The organism is Gilvibacter sp. SZ-19 (assembly GCF_002163875.1).
Lineage (GTDB): Bacteria > Bacteroidota > Bacteroidia > Flavobacteriales > Flavobacteriaceae > Gilvibacter.
Window position 1 is genome coordinate 2,846,553 of the sequence record NZ_CP019333.1, and the last position, 16,388, is coordinate 2,862,940.

Genomic DNA, 16,388 nt, shown 5'->3' on the forward strand with positions numbered 1-16,388 from the left:
TTTGCAATGAGATTGTTGTTTAACACCTATCAGTTGCTATTATGGCTAAATTCAAACTTGACGACGTAGATCATCAGATCCTAGACATCCTAATACAAAACACCCGTGTGCCTTTTACGGATATTGCTAAGAAATTGTTAATCTCAGCAGGTACCGTACATGTAAGAGTAAAAAAGATGGAAGAGGCAGGGATCATCACTGGTTCTTCTTTAACCTTAGATTATACCAAATTAGGGTACTCGTTTATCGCCTATGTGGGAGTATTTCTTCACAACACTTCTCAGACACAATTCGTGTTAGAGCGAATTCATGAAATTCCTTATGTAACTGTTGCTCATATCACTACAGGAAAATTCAACATCTTCTGTAAAATTCGTGCTAGAGATACTTTGCACGCTAAAGATGTCATCTTTAAACTTGATGATATTGAAGGAGTTATGAGAACAGAAACCATGATCTCCTTAGAAGAAAGCATCAACGACAAAAAACGTCTGATGCACACTATATTCAACGAACTCTAGTCTTGATCTTCCGTTTCTGCCGCTGGTAGTGCGACCTCTTCGGCTGTATTGTCTTCTGTTGTGGAGTCATCGTCCTCTTCTTCAAAGTCGGCCATAGCTGAGGCGAGGCGAGCGCTAACCTTAACCAGGTAGACTGTATCTTCGGTTCGCACCTCTACAGCTTCTATGGTATCGTTATGCATATTTTTAAAGGTGATGATGTGATCATCGTCGTATCCATCCGGATAGCGTTCCACCAAAAGGGAAAGAATTTCTGGTGTTAGTTTTTTGATATCGACTATAACCCGTTTCATGACATAGTGCATTCATATATCATTAAAGGTAGCTAAAAAAACAATAGTCCAAACCGAAATGTAAAACTTTACATTTCTTTCATGTAAAATTCGAACGCTTTGTTAATCAAGTCGTTGTCTACAATTTGATCAAATTCAGGCTGCCCTATATTACTCAATAACACAAAATTGACCTGCCCTTTTACATTCTTTTTGTCGTGCAACATATAGCCTTGAATCTCCTCAATGGCCGCCTGGTCAAAAGCCACTTTGGGGTAATAACTCTTTACGATCGATTTGAGTTTTTGAAGCTCCTCCTCAGGAAATGAAAAACGTTCTCTAGAAAGAAAGGTTTCCATTACCAAACCAATCGCAATGGCTTCTCCGTGCAGTAGGTCTTCCATAGAATCGCTTTCTAAAGAATAAGTCTCTATAGCATGCCCAAGAGTGTGGCCAAAGTTTAAAACCTTGCGCAATCCTTTTTCGGTGGGGTCTTGTTTTACGACTTCATTCTTTATTACCACGGAATCGCGAATAAGGGTGTCGAGTCCCTCTAAAGTTTGCGGATCAAAATTCAGCACAGCACTCCAATAATCGGCATTGGAGATCAAACCGTGTTTTATGATTTCTGCAAAGCCGGAACGCATTTGTCGCTCGGGTAAAGTGGCGAGATAATCAATGTCTACACCAACCATGGCGCCATTATTTATAACTCCTATCTGATTTTTAAGCATTCCGTGATCTACTCCGGTCTTTCCTCCAACAGAGGCATCTACCATTGCCAGTAGGGAGGTGGGTAAATTGATATAAGATATACCTCGCTTGTAGATCGAGGCTACAAAACCGCCTAAGTCAGTGACTACGCCACCACCTAAATTGATCATCAACGCCTTTCTATCTGTAAGTAGATTGGAAAGTTCGTCGATAATAGAAACCGTCACTTCCATGGTTTTAAAAGCTTCTCCAGCCGGCATGACCAAAATGTTGGGTTCGGTATCAAATTCCAATTGCTCTAATAATAACGGCAGGCAATCCGCATAGGTGTTATCATCTGTTAAGATAACCACAGAGCTCGGATTGTTTTCGGCTAAATATGTCGATATTTCACTGTAAATCTGTTGGTTGAAATAGATGGGAGCGGCTCCTGATGTAATGGCTTGCATCCTGTTTTTTCTTTACTGCCAAATTAGCGGTTTTCCGGCAAATAGCGACCAAATCTAATTATATTTGTAGGTCGAAATTTTATAAATATGCCTACCGAAAAGATCTTTGAGAATACCGAAGTGGCTTTTGCTCTTAAATCCGATTCCGAATTGGAGCGCGCGTATTTCTTATTTAAAATGATTGCAAGTGAGCCGCTTGTAAAAATTGGTACAGCAGCCACAAAGTTTGCGCTGAACATCAATCTGCCAGTTGAGGGGCTGATACGCTCTACGGTGTTCGATCATTTCTGCGGAGGCGTGAACGAAGAAGACTGTCTTCCTACTGTTGATAAGCTCTATGAAGCTGGTGTTCATGCAGTATTGGATTATTCTGTTGAGGGCAAGGAGACCCAAGCGCAATTCGATAAGACCTTAGCCAAGGTAAATGAACTCACAGCTTTTGCAGATGAGAAGGACGCTATGCCGTTTTCTGTTTTTAAGCCTACAGGTTTAGGGCGTTTTAAGATCTGGCAAAAGAAGTCCGCGGGTGATGCTTTAAGTGCAGAAGAGCAAGCCGAATGGGATGCCATAGTTGTCCGTTATGAGTCGGCTTGTCAAAAAGCTGTAGCACATGATGTAGCCTTACTTATCGATGGAGAAGAATCTTGGATGCAAGATGCTGCAGATGAGTTAGTAACTCAAATGATGCAGAAATACAATAAAGAGAAGCCGCTCATATTCAACACCCTGCAGTGCTACCGTTGGGACCGCTTGGATTATTTGAAGGAATTGCATTTGGAGGCTCGGGCCAAAGGATACAAGCTGGCCTTTAAAATTGTCCGTGGGGCCTATATGGAGAAAGAGAATGATCGTGCTGAGGAACTAGGTTATCCAAGTCCAATTTGCGCCAGCAAAGCGCAAACAGATGCTACTTTTAATGACACGCTGCGATACATCTTGCAAAACCTAGATGATATTGCAGTCTTTATCGGTTCTCATAATGAAGAGAGTTGTTATCTGGCCATGGACCTCATGCAGGAATACGGAATTGCTAAAAACGATCCAAGAGTATGGTTTGGTCAGTTGTTTGGCATGAGTGATCATATTTCTTATAACCTTGCGGCTGCTGGCTATAACGTAGCTAAGTACATTCCTTTTGGGCCGGTAAAAGATGTTATGCCATATTTGATCCGCAGGGCAGAGGAGAATACGTCTGTTGCTGGCCAGACCTCAAGAGAACTTTCCTTGCTAAAAGGGGAGAAGCAGCGCAGAAAACTTTAATTATCTACGTATTTCGTGAAATCGGTAATTAAAGCCGTAGAATCACAATTCTTTACTTGCATTAAATAACGCTGATCGTCCCTAGCCCGACCGCGGATGACGTATTGCTTACAGCTGTCGTTTATTTTAATATTGCTATCGCGGAAGAGCACTTTTCCGTTTCGTAAGAACTGACTCACCACTGCAGTGTCTAAGCCATGGTTACTCATGCCTTGTAGTGCTGTTGCACTAATTTCAGGATGTTTAATGCGAATATTCTTTAGCACTCGGGCATTTGGTCCATAAGCGCAAGAGGCGTTCTTTCCACCTAAGAAAAACATCAGCAGAAAAACACCTACGCTGAATCCTCCAAAAAAGTAGGCAAAGCGTTTTACACGGGTCATATTAAAAGATAAGAAGATTGATATCGCTGTATTTCATGTCGAACCAGTCTGCAACAGACTTATTGGTTAAAATACCGCGGTAAAAATACAACCCATTTTTCAATCCGGAATCAAAGCGGATGGCATTTTCCAGTCCTCCGGATTCACCCATTTGCAAAAGGTAGGGCGTGAATATGTTACTGATACTTATAGAAGATGTTTTAGGGTATCTGGCTGGAATATTGGGCACTCCGTAATGGATCACCCCTTCTTGTATCACTGTGGGTTTATCGTGATTGGTAACCTCGCTGGTCTCAAAGCAGCCTCCCATGTCTATACTGACATCAATGATCACGGCCCCTTTTTTCATGGCCGCCACCATATCTCTGTTAACTACCACAGGAGATCGGTTCTTTCCGCGTACCGCACCAATAGCTACATCGCAGCGTTTAAGCGCCTTAAGCAAATACTTTGGTTGTACGGTAGAGGTGTATAAGGTGCGCCCCAAGTTAGTCTGTAAGAGCCGTAGACGCGTTAGTGAATTGTCGAATACTTTCACATTGGCGCCAAGCCCAATAGCAGATCGTGCAGCAAATTCACCTACAGTACCGGCACCTATTACCACAACTTCTACCGGGGGGACACCGCTGATGTTACCGAACATCATTCCGTTGCCTTGTTTGTCGTTGGCCATGATCTCTGAGGCTATCAAAACGGAGGCTGTGCCAGCGATCTCGCTCAACGCCCTAACTGCTGGATATGCTCCATCCTGATCTTTGATGAATTCAAATGCCAGGGCTGTTATTTTCTTTTTTGCTAAGGCTTTGAAATAGCTTGCCTGTTGTGTTTTAAGCTGAAGCGCCGAGATGATGGTTGTGTTTGGGTTGATCATTTCGAGCTCGTCTAGAGTAGGGGGCTCAACTTTTAAAATGATAGGGCAGCCAAACACCTTCTTTGTGTCTGTGGTAATTGTTGCTCCGGCTTCTGAATAATCTTTGTCTGAAAAACTAGCTTGAGCACCGGCTTTAGACTCTATGAGTACTTTATGACCGTTGGAGACGAGAGCTCCTACAGCATCTGGGGTTAAGCAAATTCTGCGTTCTTGGAAGTAAACCTCCTTGGGGATACCAATAAAAAGCTCGCCGTGTTCTTGGGCGATCTCTAATTTTTCTTCTTGTGGTAAAAGTTCGGCCTTGGTAAAGGGCGATAGCTGCTCAGCCATGATTGGGTGTTTAGTCTAACCCAAGATACAATAAATATAAAGCAAGTTCCAAATAGGGGAGTCCTAGCGAAAAAGGTCTTTGATTTGACCCCAAAGTGTTTTTTCTTGAGCCAGTTCTTCTTCGAATGATTGGAGGTCATTGCCTCGTATTGAATTAAATAATTTAGCCCGAACTAGATAAACAGCAGGAACTATCACAGCCATTAAAGGAATAATATAAGCCAGTTCTAGTTCATCAACATTACCATTGCTTTGTCGAAGGATTCCCCATAGCTGGAAAGAGTACATGGCAATTGGCACCAAGATTATCCAGTGCCACCAGTGTTTGCAGGTAAAGAACCAAAGTAAAAATAAAGAGAGAGGAACAACTTTACTTACCAAAAACCAAGCATAGTTAAACCAACTATTATACTCAGTATGAAGGGTAAATAAAGAAGTTTCCCAGACTTGAGAGTCGCCTGGGAAATTTCTATATGAATAAAACAGGAACGGAGTCGATGCGATAAATATCACAATCAAGCTCCCAATAAACAGGGATTTCTTACCCGTTGACTGGAACTTCGATTTCTCGCGGATCGACTTGTTGTTCTGTTTGTTCATCTTCAATGCTTTCAGGTGTACATGAGGTCATTAGACCAAACCCAAATAATGCAACGATCAATAGATACTTTGTAGCTTTCATTTTCTGTTTCTTTGTGAGGTTAATAGTACAAACCTAGTTCATTAAAACAGAAGTTTTCGAACTATTATCACCTTAACTTAGCTGGTCATACTTTTTTCTAGCAGTCTGGCTAAGCCAAATGAAGGCAATTTCGCACGAAAAATAAGCTATGTATTTTTTTGTCCTACAAATGATCGCTTAATTAAGTAGGTTCCTTGATCGTTCGTTCACTTTTTAGATTTAGGGTTCTTGTATTATCTGCATTACGGCTAAACCGTAAAATGTTCCTTTCTTGATCTAAAAGATGTTCCACCTTTTCCGGCCATTCAATAAAAACCCAATTACCACTGTCTAAATATTCCGTGAAGCCTAGCATTTCTGCCTCTTCAGCGGATTTTAGCCGATAACAATCAAAGTGGTATATCGGACCAATTTTGGACGAATATTCGTGAACTAATGCATAGGTAGGACTGCTAATTTGGTCCTCAACCCCCAACTCCTTCATTATAGCCTTCAACAGGGTAGTCTTTCCTACTCCAAGCTCACCGTACAACAGTACGATCCGGCCTTTGAGATGCACAGTTACTTGTTTGGCAACTGCGGTAACATCTTCTAAATTGTACGTAAAATCTGTCATTTGCTATTTACGAACTTTACAAATGTAATAAATTATCGATTATATCAAAATTTTATCGATTAAATGTAACCTGCTGTAAGAAAAATAGAATTCGCTATTACGGCTAATATATATAGCATCTGATTATCAGTAGTTTACGATCAAATCGATTATAAGCAAATTTAATAAAAAATGCGATGAAGAAAATGTCGCGTTCGTAGTTACTCCCCTATTAGTACTAAAATGCAAGACGACACTTTTTCATCGCAGTTCAAACTTATGATCAAAATGTCAGCCATAAAAATGATAACTGCACAGATTTATGAATAGAAGATTCTATCACTATAGTTTTAATAGATGGACTACTTAAAAACGGTACAGATTTATGAATTTACACTATTCACAATTTTTTGGAATGAAATTTTAAACTAGTTTCAATGAAACTATACTAGACTATGAAGCACATCGTATTTGTCGTTTTGTTTTTATCTGTTTGCAATTTGGTGAATTCTCAAACTCCAGAATTAATTCTTAGCGAGCTAACAGAAGAAGAATTATTAGTGGTTATTGATAGCACGGAAAACATAGAATTGGCTAAAAAAGCATCGCTACTATACTTAAGTATTGGTAAAATGAAAAAAGACACGATTAAAATTGCTCGTGGATTTGATCGCTTAGCAAGGCTTGGAAGTGCCAACTTAAATCTACAATATGCGGACTCAATAATTCGTTTTACGCATCATTTAAATAATATAACATATCCTGGCCAGGCATATTTGATAAAGGCTCATAACTTAAAATCGATTAATTCTGTAGATGCGGCAATTGACAATTTAATTATTGCATACTACATGGCAACAGAGAGAGGGAATGTTTCTCATGAGGCATATGCTATGCATACATTAATTCACTTCAAAACTTATTGGGGAGATCCAAATGAAGCCTTATCACTCCAGAATAAATTTGATTTAAGATTGAAATCACCCGAGTTTAAACAAGAACTAGCAAAGTCTTTCCGTGTTAAGGACGAACGAGCTATAAATAATTACTATGAATCTTTGTTACTTGAGTCAGGCCTTAATAAGGCGACTTGCTTAATAGAGATAGGTGAATTCGACAAAGCTTACGAAATCATAAATGCTAAATTGTCGAATTTCAATCCAAATTTGTATCCGAGCGTGTACCTATACCTTTTAGAGGCAAAGATGGAGAGCCTTTATTATTCGAATCGATTCAATGAGGTTTTAACTACAATTGATGAGATAAGTGAGAAAAAGAAACAATTCTATCCGACTGCTGAATTAAAAAATCCGAATGTTCTCTTTTTTTATGGAATGACGAACTACAAGATGAATAAGATTGGTAAGGCAGTCAATGCATTTGCCTCGGCGGATTCTATTTATAATGCCAAAAACAACCTTTATTTTGCTAAACACCGTGAAATGTATCCAATTCTTGTGAATCACTATAAAAATGAGTTGAAAATTGACAAACAACTATATTATTTGAATCAGCAATTAAAGATGGATAGCGTTATAATCAGTTCATACTTAAACGTAGACCCAAGATTAATAGATGATTTCGAAACCCCCTTACTCTTAGCCGAAAAGGAAAAACTTATCGCCCAGTTGGAATGGGAGCAAGGTAAAGAGAAGCGCAAACAGCTTTTCACAGTAGGCTTATTGTTCCTAAGCCTGGGGGCTGGATTTTATTATTTCTGGAAACAAAACCAATATAAAAAGCGTTTTCAAGCGTTAATAAAAAACGGCTTAGAAGATCAACAAGAACTCAAGACAGATCAAAGGCGAAACGATATCTCTGCCGCCATAGTAGAAGACATACTTCAAAAACTGGAGCGCTTTGAAAGCAAACATCAATTTACCAGAAAAGATACCTCTTTACAGAGTGTGGCTAAGCGTTTTAATACCAATTCATCGTATTTGTCCAAGGTGGTAAACCTTAAAAAGGATAAAAATTTCTCTCAATACATCAGTGAATTGCGAATAGCTTATGCAGTAGATCAGCTTAAGAATAATCCACGCTTCAGAAAATACACCATAAAGGCCATTGCAGAAGAGGTTGGTTTTGGAAATGCCCAATCATTCTCAAAGGCATTCTATTCTAGAACAGGGATACAGCCGTCCTATTTTATAAGAAACCTCAATAAGCAAAAACAAAACGATTTTATCGCGGATTCAATACCGCAAACGGAATGATCATCTCTTCCAGAGATACACCGCCGTGCTGGTAGGTATTTCTGTAATAGCTTACATAATGGTTGTAATTGTTGGGATAAGCAAAAAACAGATCCCCCTTGGCAAAGATGAACGAGCTACTCATATTAATAGCCGGTAGGTGAATGGACTTAGGGTCTTTAGCCGCCAAGACATCTTTATCCTCATAGGTTAAACTTCTTCCTGTTTTATAACGTAAGTTCAAACTGGTGTTCTTGTCGCCAATCACCTTAGAAGGGTTCTTTACATTAATGGTTCCGTGATCTGTAGTGATTATCAGTTTAAAGCCCATTTGTGCTGCCTGTTGAATGATCTCCAACAGCGGGCTGTTCTTAAACCAGCTCTGCGTCAATGAACGATACGATTTATCATTAGATGCCAATTCTTTAATCACTTCCATTTCTGTTTTGGAGTGCGAAAGCATATCTACAAAATTGTACACCACCACGGTGAGATCGTTGTTCTTTTGCGACCTAAAATTATCTACCAAGCGTTTACCTTGTTTTAAACTGGAGATCTTATGGTATTCCCACTTGATATCTAGTCCTAAACGATTCAATTGAGCTCCAAGGAAATCGTGCTCGTGCATGTTCTTTCCACCATCATCGGTGTCGTTGAGCCACCAGTCCTTGTGCAGGCGTTCCATCTCACTCGGCATTAATCCAGAAAATATGGCGTTTCGCGCGTATTGTGTAGCAGTAGGTAAAATGCTGTAGAAGGCCTTTTCCTTTTCTTTTTTATACGCATTAGATACGATCGGTTCAAAAGCCTTCCATTGGTCATAGCGCAAATTGTCTACTACAACCAAAAGCGTGGGTTTATCGCCCAATTCAGGCTGAATCCATTCTTTAAATAAGTTGTGCGACATCACTGGAGCCTGATCTGTATTGTTAAACCAATCCGAATAGTGTTTGTCGATAAATTTGCAGAACTGGGTGTTGGCTTCGATCTTTTGCGATTCCAAGATCTCGAACATGCCGGAATCTTCTATATCTTCTAATTGCAATTCCCAATAGATCAGACGTTGATAAAGATCTACCCACTCCTGATGCGAATTGACCATAGAGAGGTCCATAGCGATCTTTCTAAACTCTTGTTGATAGTCAGAAGTGGTCTTCTCAGAGACCAGACGACTGTGATCTAGATTCTTTTTAAGGCTGAGTAGAATCTGATTTGGATTCACCGGTTTGATGAGATAATCGGCGATCTTAGCGCCAATGGCCTCTTCCATAATATATTCCTCTTCACTCTTGGTTATCATAACAACCGGTAGCGTAGCTTGCTTCTCTTTGATCTCTGCAAGCGTCTCCAAACCTGTAAGGCCAGGCATGTTCTCGTCTAAAAAGACAATGTCAAATTGCTGCTTGTCTATCTCTTCCAAAGCTTCCGTACCGCTTTGGGCTGTTGTCACAGCATAATTTTTTTGTTCCAGAAAAAGAATGTGAGGTTTAAGTAAATCGATCTCATCATCGACCCACAGTACTTTTATGTCACTCATATATGTATCTTTGCTTTTGAGGCTTAATTGAAAGGTTTGAATACCCGTAAGAAACTTACTCTCTTTAACGATCCAATTTACGGATTTATTACCATCCCAAATGCGTTGGTCTTTGACCTTATAGAGCACACCTATTTCCAGCGCTTGCGCAGAATTACGCAGATGGGTATGTCATATTTGGTTTTTCCCGGAGCGCATCACACGCGCTTTCACCACGCTTTGGGCTGCATGCACCTTATGCAGAAGGCGGTACAAGTACTTCGCTATAAGGACATTGTGATTTCTAAGGAGGAAGAAGAGGCGCTTTACGTAGCTATTTTGTTACACGATATAGGACACGGGCCTTTTTCACACGCTTTAGAACATAGTCTTGTCACTGGGGTGGATCACGAGCAGATTTCATTGCAATTTATGGAAGCGCTCAACAAAAACTTTAACGAGAGATTAACGTTGGCTATCTCTATATTCAATGACAGCTATCCCAGAAAGTTCTTACATCAATTGGTTTCTGGACAGTTAGACATGGACCGTCTGGACTACCTGAAGCGCGACAGTTTTTATACGGGAGCCTCAGAAGGAAACATTAATAGCGAGCGTCTTATAAGTATGCTCAATGTTGCCAACGATCAATTGGTAGTAGAATCCAAGGCCATTTATTCTGTTGAGAAGTTTTTAGTGGCCAGAAGACTTATGTATTGGTCGGTTTATCTACATAAAACAGGCTTGGCAGCAGAGCAGGTGCTAATACGTGTCTTACAGCGTGCTAAAGAATTGATCGCTCAAGGAGATAGTTTACAAGCCAGCGAACCTCTGATGTTCTTTTTAAAACGAGAATCCGAAGTGTTCGATCAGACAGCGCTGAAGCATTTTGCCCGTTTGGACGACCACGATATTATACAGGCATTGAAAGGGTGGTGCGACCACAGCGATAGTATTTTGTCCAAACTGTCTAATATGATCTTGGACAGAGATCTTCCTAAAGTAAAACTCAAGAATAAAAAACCAACCTCTGCACAGGTTGACAAACACAAGGAGAAGGTTAGTAAAGCCCTTGGTATACCTATGGATCAGACCCATTATTTTGTGTTCGAAGGACAAGTGACCAACCGGGCTTATCGCAACGATACTCAAAATATAAATCTATTGAGTAAAAACGGAAAACTTACGGATGTAGCTGGTGCAAGCGATCAGCTAAATTTAAAGGCCTTGACCCGAGAAGTCACCAAACACTATCTGTGTTATCCCAAAGGAAAACATTATTAATTTTTTCTATTTTTGCATCAATTGAAAGCGCAGGATGAGCAACCCAAACCACGCACTAGACAGAGCCGAGCGGCCTCTTCCACAAGCACTTAGAGAACTATGAAATTCACAGCAACGCAAATAGCGGGCATACTGGAAGGGGAAATAGAAGGTAATCCTGACGTAGAAGTGTCAAAACTCGCAAAGATCGAGGAAGGCTCTCCAGGGAGTTTAACCTTTTTATCGAATCCGAAGTATACTTCTTTTATATACAAGACGCAGGCGTCTATCACCATTGTGAACAAGGATTTTAAAGCCGAAGACAGCTTAGATACTACCTTGATCCGCGTAGAGGATGCTTATAAAGCGTTCTCCACCTTATTAGAATATTACAATCAGGTCAAAATGAACAAGACAGGAATAGAACAACCTGTGTTCATTGCAGACAGCGCCAAATACGGTGAAAACCTTTATATGGGAGCTTTCTCGTATCTCGGAGAAAATGTTTCTATTGGTGACAACGTTAAGATCTATCCCAACGTATATATAGGAGACAATGTCCAGATAGGTGATAACTGTGTTGTTTTTGCCGGAGCTAAGATCTATTCAGAATCAGTAATAGGCAATCACTGTGTGATTCATTCTGGTGCCATTGTTGGTGCCGATGGTTTCGGTTTTACACCCAATGAAAAAGGTGAATATCAAAAAGTACCACAAACCGGAAACGTGATCATTGAAGATCATGTGGATGTCGGTGCCGGAACTACTATAGATCGAGCCACATTAGGTTCTACCATTATTCGCCGCGGAGTTAAACTGGATAATCAGATCCAAATTGCTCACAATGTCGAGATCGGTGAAAACACGGCTATCGCTGCCCAGTCTGGAGTAGCTGGCTCTACCAAGATAGGCAAGAACTGTTTGATAGGTGGCCAGGTTGGAATAGTTGGTCACGTAACTATTGGAAACAATGTGCGTATTCAGGCACAGAGTGGTATCGGCAGAAATGTAAAAGACAATGAAGTGTTGCAAGGTTCACCAGCCCTTAATTATGGCGATTACAATAAGAGCTACGTACACTTTAAAAATCTTCCTAAAATAATAGATCGTTTTAACGCTATTGAAAAAAACCAAGACAATGAGTGAAACTGGCGCCAAACAACGCACCATAGAAAAGGAAGTATCGCTTAAAGGTGTGGGATTACACACCGGAAAAAACGTAACACTTACATTTAAACCAGCTCCGGAAAATCACGGCTACGCTTTTGTAAGAGCGGACCTTGAGGGTACACCGACCATAGAGGCAGACGCCAACTATGTGGTCAATACCCAACGCGGAACCAACTTGGAGAAATTAGGTGTAAAGATCCAGACCTCGGAGCACGTTTTAGCTGCTTTGGTTGGTATGGAAGTAGATAATTGCATCATTGAATTAGATGCTTCGGAACCTCCAATCATGGACGGTTCTTCAAAGTTCTTTGTAGAGGCCATTGAAAAGGCTGGAATCAAGGAGCAGGATGCCATGAGAGAAGAATACGTGGTCAAGGATGTGATCTCTTACAGCGACCCTGAAACGGGTAGCGAGATCATAGTAATGCCTGCGGATGAGTACCAGATCACCACTATGGTCGATTTTGGAACTAAGATCCTAGGTACGCAAAACGCCACCATGAAGCATCTTTCGGATTTTAAAGCTGAAATTTCGGACTCTAGAACCTTTAGTTTCCTTCATGAGATAGAAACGCTTCTAGATCACGGACTTATAAAAGGTGGAGACCTGAACAATGCCATCGTTTATGTAGACAAGGAATTGTCGCCAAAGACCATGGACAAACTGCGCGAGGCATTTGGTAAAGATTCTATTTCCGTTAAACCTAATGGAATTTTAGATAACCTGACCTTACATCATCCTAACGAGGCTGCCAGACACAAACTGCTAGATGTAGTAGGAGATCTAGCCCTTATAGGGACTCGTATCCGCGGAAAGGTCATTGCCAATAAACCAGGGCATTATGTGAACACCCAGTTTGCAAAGAAAATGTCCAAGATCATTAAAATGGAACGTCGTAATAAGGTGCCTAAGTTCGATCTGACCAAGCCACCGGTAAAAGACGTAAACCAGATCATGGCCATGTTGCCACACCGTCCGCCGTTCTTATTGGTGGACAAGGTTTTAGAGTTAAGTGACTCGCATGTGGTTGGTCTCAAGAACGTGACTATGAACGAGCCATTCTTTGTCGGTCACTTCCCTGGAGCGCCTGTTATGCCTGGTGTTCTTATTGTTGAGGCCATGGCGCAAACAGGAGGAATCCTCGCTTTGAGTACCGTTCCAGACCCGGAGAATTACCTGACCTTTTTCATGAAGATTGACAATGTTCGATTCAAGCAGCAAGTTACCCCGGGAGATTCCCTTATCTTTAAACTGGATTTGATCAGTCCGATCCGTCGTGGAATTGTCCATATGAAGGCATCTGCTTATGTAGGCGATAAATTGGCTACAGAGGCAGAGCTTATGGCACAGATCGTCAAATCCAAATAACAATCTTATAACTACGGAATGAATCAACCTTTAGCATATGTGCATCCCGGGGCCAAGATCGCCAAGAATGTGGTGATAGAACCCTTTACCACCATTCACAACAATGTGGTGATAGGCGAGGGGACTTGGATCGGCTCTAACGTGACCATCATGGAAGGTGCGCGTATTGGGAAGAACTGCAATATCTTTCCTGGAGCGGTAATTAGTGCTATTCCACAAGATCTCAAATTCAACGATGAAGACACTATCGTAGAAATTGGAGACGGAACTACCTTGCGCGAATACGTCACCGTGAATCGCGGCACTACAGATCGCGGCAAAACAGTGATCGGAAAGAACTGTTGGATCATGGCCTACTGCCATATTGCCCACGATTGTATCGTAGGTGATAATTGTATCTTTTCTAACAACAGTACTTTAGCTGGTCATATCACCGTGGGAGATCATGTGGTGTTAGCTGGTATGACTGCCATTCAACAATTTTGTACTATTGGTAACCACGCTTTTGTTACCGGAGGATCTTTGGTGCGAAAAGATGTGCCTCCTTATGTAAAAGCTGCTCGCGAGCCGCTTTCGTATGTGGGTATCAACTCCGTGGGATTGCGCAGAAGAGGGTTTTCTACGGAGAAGATCCGCGAAATACAGAACATCTACCGCATATTATATCAAAAGAATTTAAACAACACCCAAGCCGTTGCGATCATTGAGGCCGAAATGGAAGCCACCCCAGAACGCGACGAGGTGCTCGAATTTATAAAACGTTCAAAACGAGGTATTATGAAAGGATACTTCAGTAATTAAAACATATGGCAAGTACTTCAGACATCCGCAAAGGACTTTGTATCAAATACAACCACGATATCTATAAGATCATCGAATTCTTACACGTAAAGCCAGGAAAAGGTCCTGCCTTTGTAAGAACTAAGCTTAAAAGTGTGACCACAGGAAAGGTGATCGACAATACGTTCTCCGCTGGGCACAAGATCGACGATGTTCGCGTAGAAACCCACAAATTCCAGTATTTGTACAACGAAGGTGAGACCTTCCACTTTATGAATACGGAAGATTACACGCAGATCCAACTTCAAAAAGACGCTTTAGATACTCCGGAGCTTATGAAAGAAGGAGAAGTGGTTACTGTGATAATCAACTCCGAAGACAATATGCCGCTTTCTGTTGAAATGCCTCCACACGTGATCTTGGAAGTTACTGCTACAGAACCTGGCGTTAAAGGAAACACTGCAACCAACGCGACCAAACCTGCAACCGTAGAGACCGGCGCAACCGTAAATGTGCCTTTATTCATTAACGAAGGCGACAAGATTCGCGTTGATACCGAAAAAGGTAACTACCAAGAGCGCATCAAAGAATAATTTAGATTCCCTGCTGTAAACGTCCCATGATTATGGGGCGTTTTTTTATCTTAGACTTATGAAGTTCCCTAAGACACATACACTTAAAGAGATCGCCGAACTCATCGGATCAACTTATGTTGGTGCCGACGATTTTCCTGTGGAGGGAATGAACGAGATCCATGTGGTTACTCCTGGAGATATAGTCTTTGTAGATCATCCGAAGTATTACGATAAAGCATTAGAATCCGCAGCAACTGTGGTTTTGATCAATAAAGAAGTGGACTGCCCAGAGGGCAAGGCCTTACTGGTTTCAGAAGATCCATTTAGAGACTTCAACACCTTGACCAGACACTTTATGCCATTTGTATCTGCTTCTGCTTTAATTGCTCCTACAGCGAGCATTGGGCACGATACGCAGATTCAGCCTGGTGCTTTTATAGGAAACAATGTAACCATAGGGTCTAATTGTGTCATTCATGCCAATGTGAGTATTTACGATCACTGTGTTATTGGAGATAACGTAACCATACACTCCGGAACTGTTTTGGGAGCCGATGCATTCTATTACAAGAACAGACCGGAAGGTTATGACAAGCTCTTAAGTGGCGGCCGAGTGGTGATTCAAGATAATGTAGACCTCGGAGCACTTTGTACGATAGACAAGGGCGTTACCGGCGATACTACCATAATGAAAGGCACCAAGATCGACAACCAAGTTCATATAGGTCACGATACAGTGATTGGAGAGCGCTGCCTTATTGCCTCGCAAACCGGTATCGCTGGTTGTGTGGTAATGGGGAACCAAGTTACGGTTTGGGGCCAAGTAGGAATTACCAGTGGTATTACTATAGGTGATAAAACCGTTATCTCTGCCAAAGCCGGCGTGAGTAAATCCTTAGAAGGAGGGAAGCATTATTTTGGCATCCCTGCGGATGAGTTCAGAAAGAAATACAAAGAAATAGCATCCATTAGAATGATACCTGCGCTGATGGAACAACTCAAACAACAAAACAAATAAGATGTCGAAAGAAGTAGTACGCAATTTTTACAAGGCCGATATTCTAGGTGATCCAACGGTATTAAAGACCTATTTCCATCCGGAGATAACCTTGATCTGGAACAGTAATGACGGGCTCACCATTATGAATTTTGACGATTTGGAAGGATTCTTCGGAGAGATCAGAAATACCTACCACGACTTGCGTATTGAAGTTAGTCACCTATTGCAAGACGATAATTTTGTGACCATCCGTTACAAGTACTATGTGCGCACCATAGAAAACCCAGAAGAGGAATTGGGTATTGCCCATTTTATAGCTATTTGGGAGATCAAAGACGGCCAAATGTACCGCGGATATCAAGTAAGTCAGCCGGTTACTGACCTGGATGACACCACCGAATCTTATCACAAAGTAAAAGTCTAGTCCACTTACTTTTTAGGAG

At 41.3% G+C, this 16,388-nt stretch carries 17 protein-coding genes; 10 read left to right on the plus strand and 7 right to left on the minus strand.

Annotation, left to right across the window (positions count from 1 at the left end; genetic code table 11):
- Positions 1–41: 41 nt before the first annotated feature.
- Positions 42–521 (plus strand): Lrp/AsnC family transcriptional regulator, encoded by a 480-nt coding sequence (locus tag BTO09_RS13215; protein ID WP_087525230.1) that lies wholly within the window; start codon positions 42–44, stop codon positions 519–521.
- Here BTO09_RS13215 and BTO09_RS13220 read toward each other — a convergent pair.
- Together BTO09_RS13220 and aroB are read right to left on the minus strand one after the other, a co-directional pair.
- Complete coding sequence (locus BTO09_RS13220) at positions 518–814, minus strand: hypothetical protein (protein WP_087525231.1); 297 nt, start codon at positions 812–814, stop codon at positions 518–520. The two genes, BTO09_RS13215 and BTO09_RS13220, sit on opposite strands and share 4 nt — an antisense overlap.
- Positions 815–882: 68 nt before the next feature.
- A complete protein-coding gene (aroB, locus tag BTO09_RS13225; protein ID WP_087525232.1) occupies positions 883–1,956 on the minus strand; it encodes a 3-dehydroquinate synthase in 1,074 nt (357 codons plus the stop codon).
- Between the two features lie 87 nt (positions 1,957–2,043).
- On the opposite strand from aroB, the gene BTO09_RS13230 reads away from it, so the two are divergent.
- Entirely contained in the window at positions 2,044–3,216 is a 1,173-nt protein-coding gene (locus BTO09_RS13230; RefSeq protein ID WP_087525233.1) for a proline dehydrogenase family protein, read from the plus strand.
- On the opposite strand, the gene BTO09_RS13235 is transcribed toward BTO09_RS13230, so the two are convergent.
- The 4 genes from BTO09_RS13235 to tsaE form a co-directional block, all read right to left on the minus strand.
- On the minus strand, positions 3,213–3,599 hold the full coding sequence (locus BTO09_RS13235) for a DUF4258 domain-containing protein (RefSeq protein WP_087525234.1): 387 nt from the start codon (positions 3,597–3,599) through the stop codon (positions 3,213–3,215). The two genes, BTO09_RS13230 and BTO09_RS13235, sit on opposite strands and share 4 nt — an antisense overlap.
- A gap of 1 nt (position 3,600) precedes the next feature.
- Positions 3,601–4,800: an alanine dehydrogenase gene (locus BTO09_RS13240; RefSeq protein WP_087525235.1), complete on the minus strand. Its 1,200-nt coding sequence runs from the start codon at positions 4,798–4,800 to the stop codon at positions 3,601–3,603.
- Positions 4,801–4,863: 63 nt separating this feature from the next.
- Positions 4,864–5,400: a hypothetical protein gene (locus BTO09_RS13245; protein ID WP_157663520.1), complete on the minus strand. Its 537-nt coding sequence runs from the start codon at positions 5,398–5,400 to the stop codon at positions 4,864–4,866.
- Positions 5,401–5,663: 263 nt separating this feature from the next.
- Complete coding sequence (gene tsaE, locus BTO09_RS13250; protein ID WP_087525237.1) at positions 5,664–6,098, minus strand: tRNA (adenosine(37)-N6)-threonylcarbamoyltransferase complex ATPase subunit type 1 TsaE; 435 nt, start codon at positions 6,096–6,098, stop codon at positions 5,664–5,666.
- A gap of 434 nt (positions 6,099–6,532) precedes the next feature.
- On the opposite strand from tsaE, the gene BTO09_RS13255 reads away from it, so the two are divergent.
- Complete coding sequence (locus BTO09_RS13255; RefSeq protein ID WP_087525238.1) at positions 6,533–8,293, plus strand: AraC family transcriptional regulator; 1,761 nt, start codon at positions 6,533–6,535, stop codon at positions 8,291–8,293.
- Here BTO09_RS13255 and BTO09_RS13260 read toward each other — a convergent pair.
- Entirely contained in the window at positions 8,262–9,809 is a 1,548-nt protein-coding gene (locus BTO09_RS13260; protein WP_087525239.1) for a response regulator, read from the minus strand. The genes BTO09_RS13255 and BTO09_RS13260 overlap by 32 nt on opposite strands.
- 36 nt (positions 9,810–9,845) lie before the next feature.
- Here BTO09_RS13260 and BTO09_RS13265 point away from each other — a divergent pair, with 36 nt between their 5' ends.
- The 7 genes from BTO09_RS13265 to BTO09_RS13295 all read left to right on the plus strand — a co-directional run bounded on the left by BTO09_RS13265 (position 9,846) and on the right by BTO09_RS13295 (position 16,369).
- Positions 9,846–11,072: an HD domain-containing protein gene (locus tag BTO09_RS13265; RefSeq protein WP_087525575.1), complete on the plus strand. Its 1,227-nt coding sequence runs from the start codon at positions 9,846–9,848 to the stop codon at positions 11,070–11,072.
- A 99-nt stretch (positions 11,073–11,171) separates the two neighbouring features.
- On the plus strand, positions 11,172–12,197 hold the full coding sequence (gene lpxD / locus BTO09_RS13270) for a UDP-3-O-(3-hydroxymyristoyl)glucosamine N-acyltransferase (RefSeq protein WP_087525240.1): 1,026 nt from the start codon (positions 11,172–11,174) through the stop codon (positions 12,195–12,197).
- Entirely contained in the window at positions 12,190–13,590 is a 1,401-nt protein-coding gene (locus BTO09_RS13275; protein WP_087525241.1) for a bifunctional UDP-3-O-[3-hydroxymyristoyl] N-acetylglucosamine deacetylase/3-hydroxyacyl-ACP dehydratase, read from the plus strand. The genes lpxD and BTO09_RS13275 overlap by 8 nt, the downstream gene beginning before the upstream one ends.
- Positions 13,591–13,608: 18 nt before the next feature.
- Positions 13,609–14,391 carry an acyl-ACP--UDP-N-acetylglucosamine O-acyltransferase gene (gene lpxA / locus BTO09_RS13280; protein WP_087525242.1) on the plus strand — a complete coding sequence of 261 codons (783 nt, stop codon included), beginning with the start codon at positions 13,609–13,611 and terminating at the stop codon, positions 14,389–14,391.
- A gap of 5 nt (positions 14,392–14,396) precedes the next feature.
- Positions 14,397–14,963 (plus strand): elongation factor P, encoded by a 567-nt coding sequence (gene efp, locus BTO09_RS13285; protein ID WP_087525243.1) that lies wholly within the window; start codon positions 14,397–14,399, stop codon positions 14,961–14,963.
- 58 nt (positions 14,964–15,021) lie between these two features.
- Positions 15,022–15,963, plus strand: a complete 942-nt coding sequence (locus BTO09_RS13290; RefSeq protein ID WP_087525244.1) for a UDP-3-O-(3-hydroxymyristoyl)glucosamine N-acyltransferase — start codon at positions 15,022–15,024, stop codon at positions 15,961–15,963.
- Position 15,964: 1 nt separating this feature from the next.
- The gene (locus BTO09_RS13295; RefSeq protein WP_087525245.1) at positions 15,965–16,369 is read left to right on the plus strand and encodes a nuclear transport factor 2 family protein; all 405 of its coding nucleotides are present in this window, start codon (positions 15,965–15,967) and stop codon (positions 16,367–16,369) included.
- The last annotated feature ends 19 nt before the right edge of the window (positions 16,370–16,388 follow it).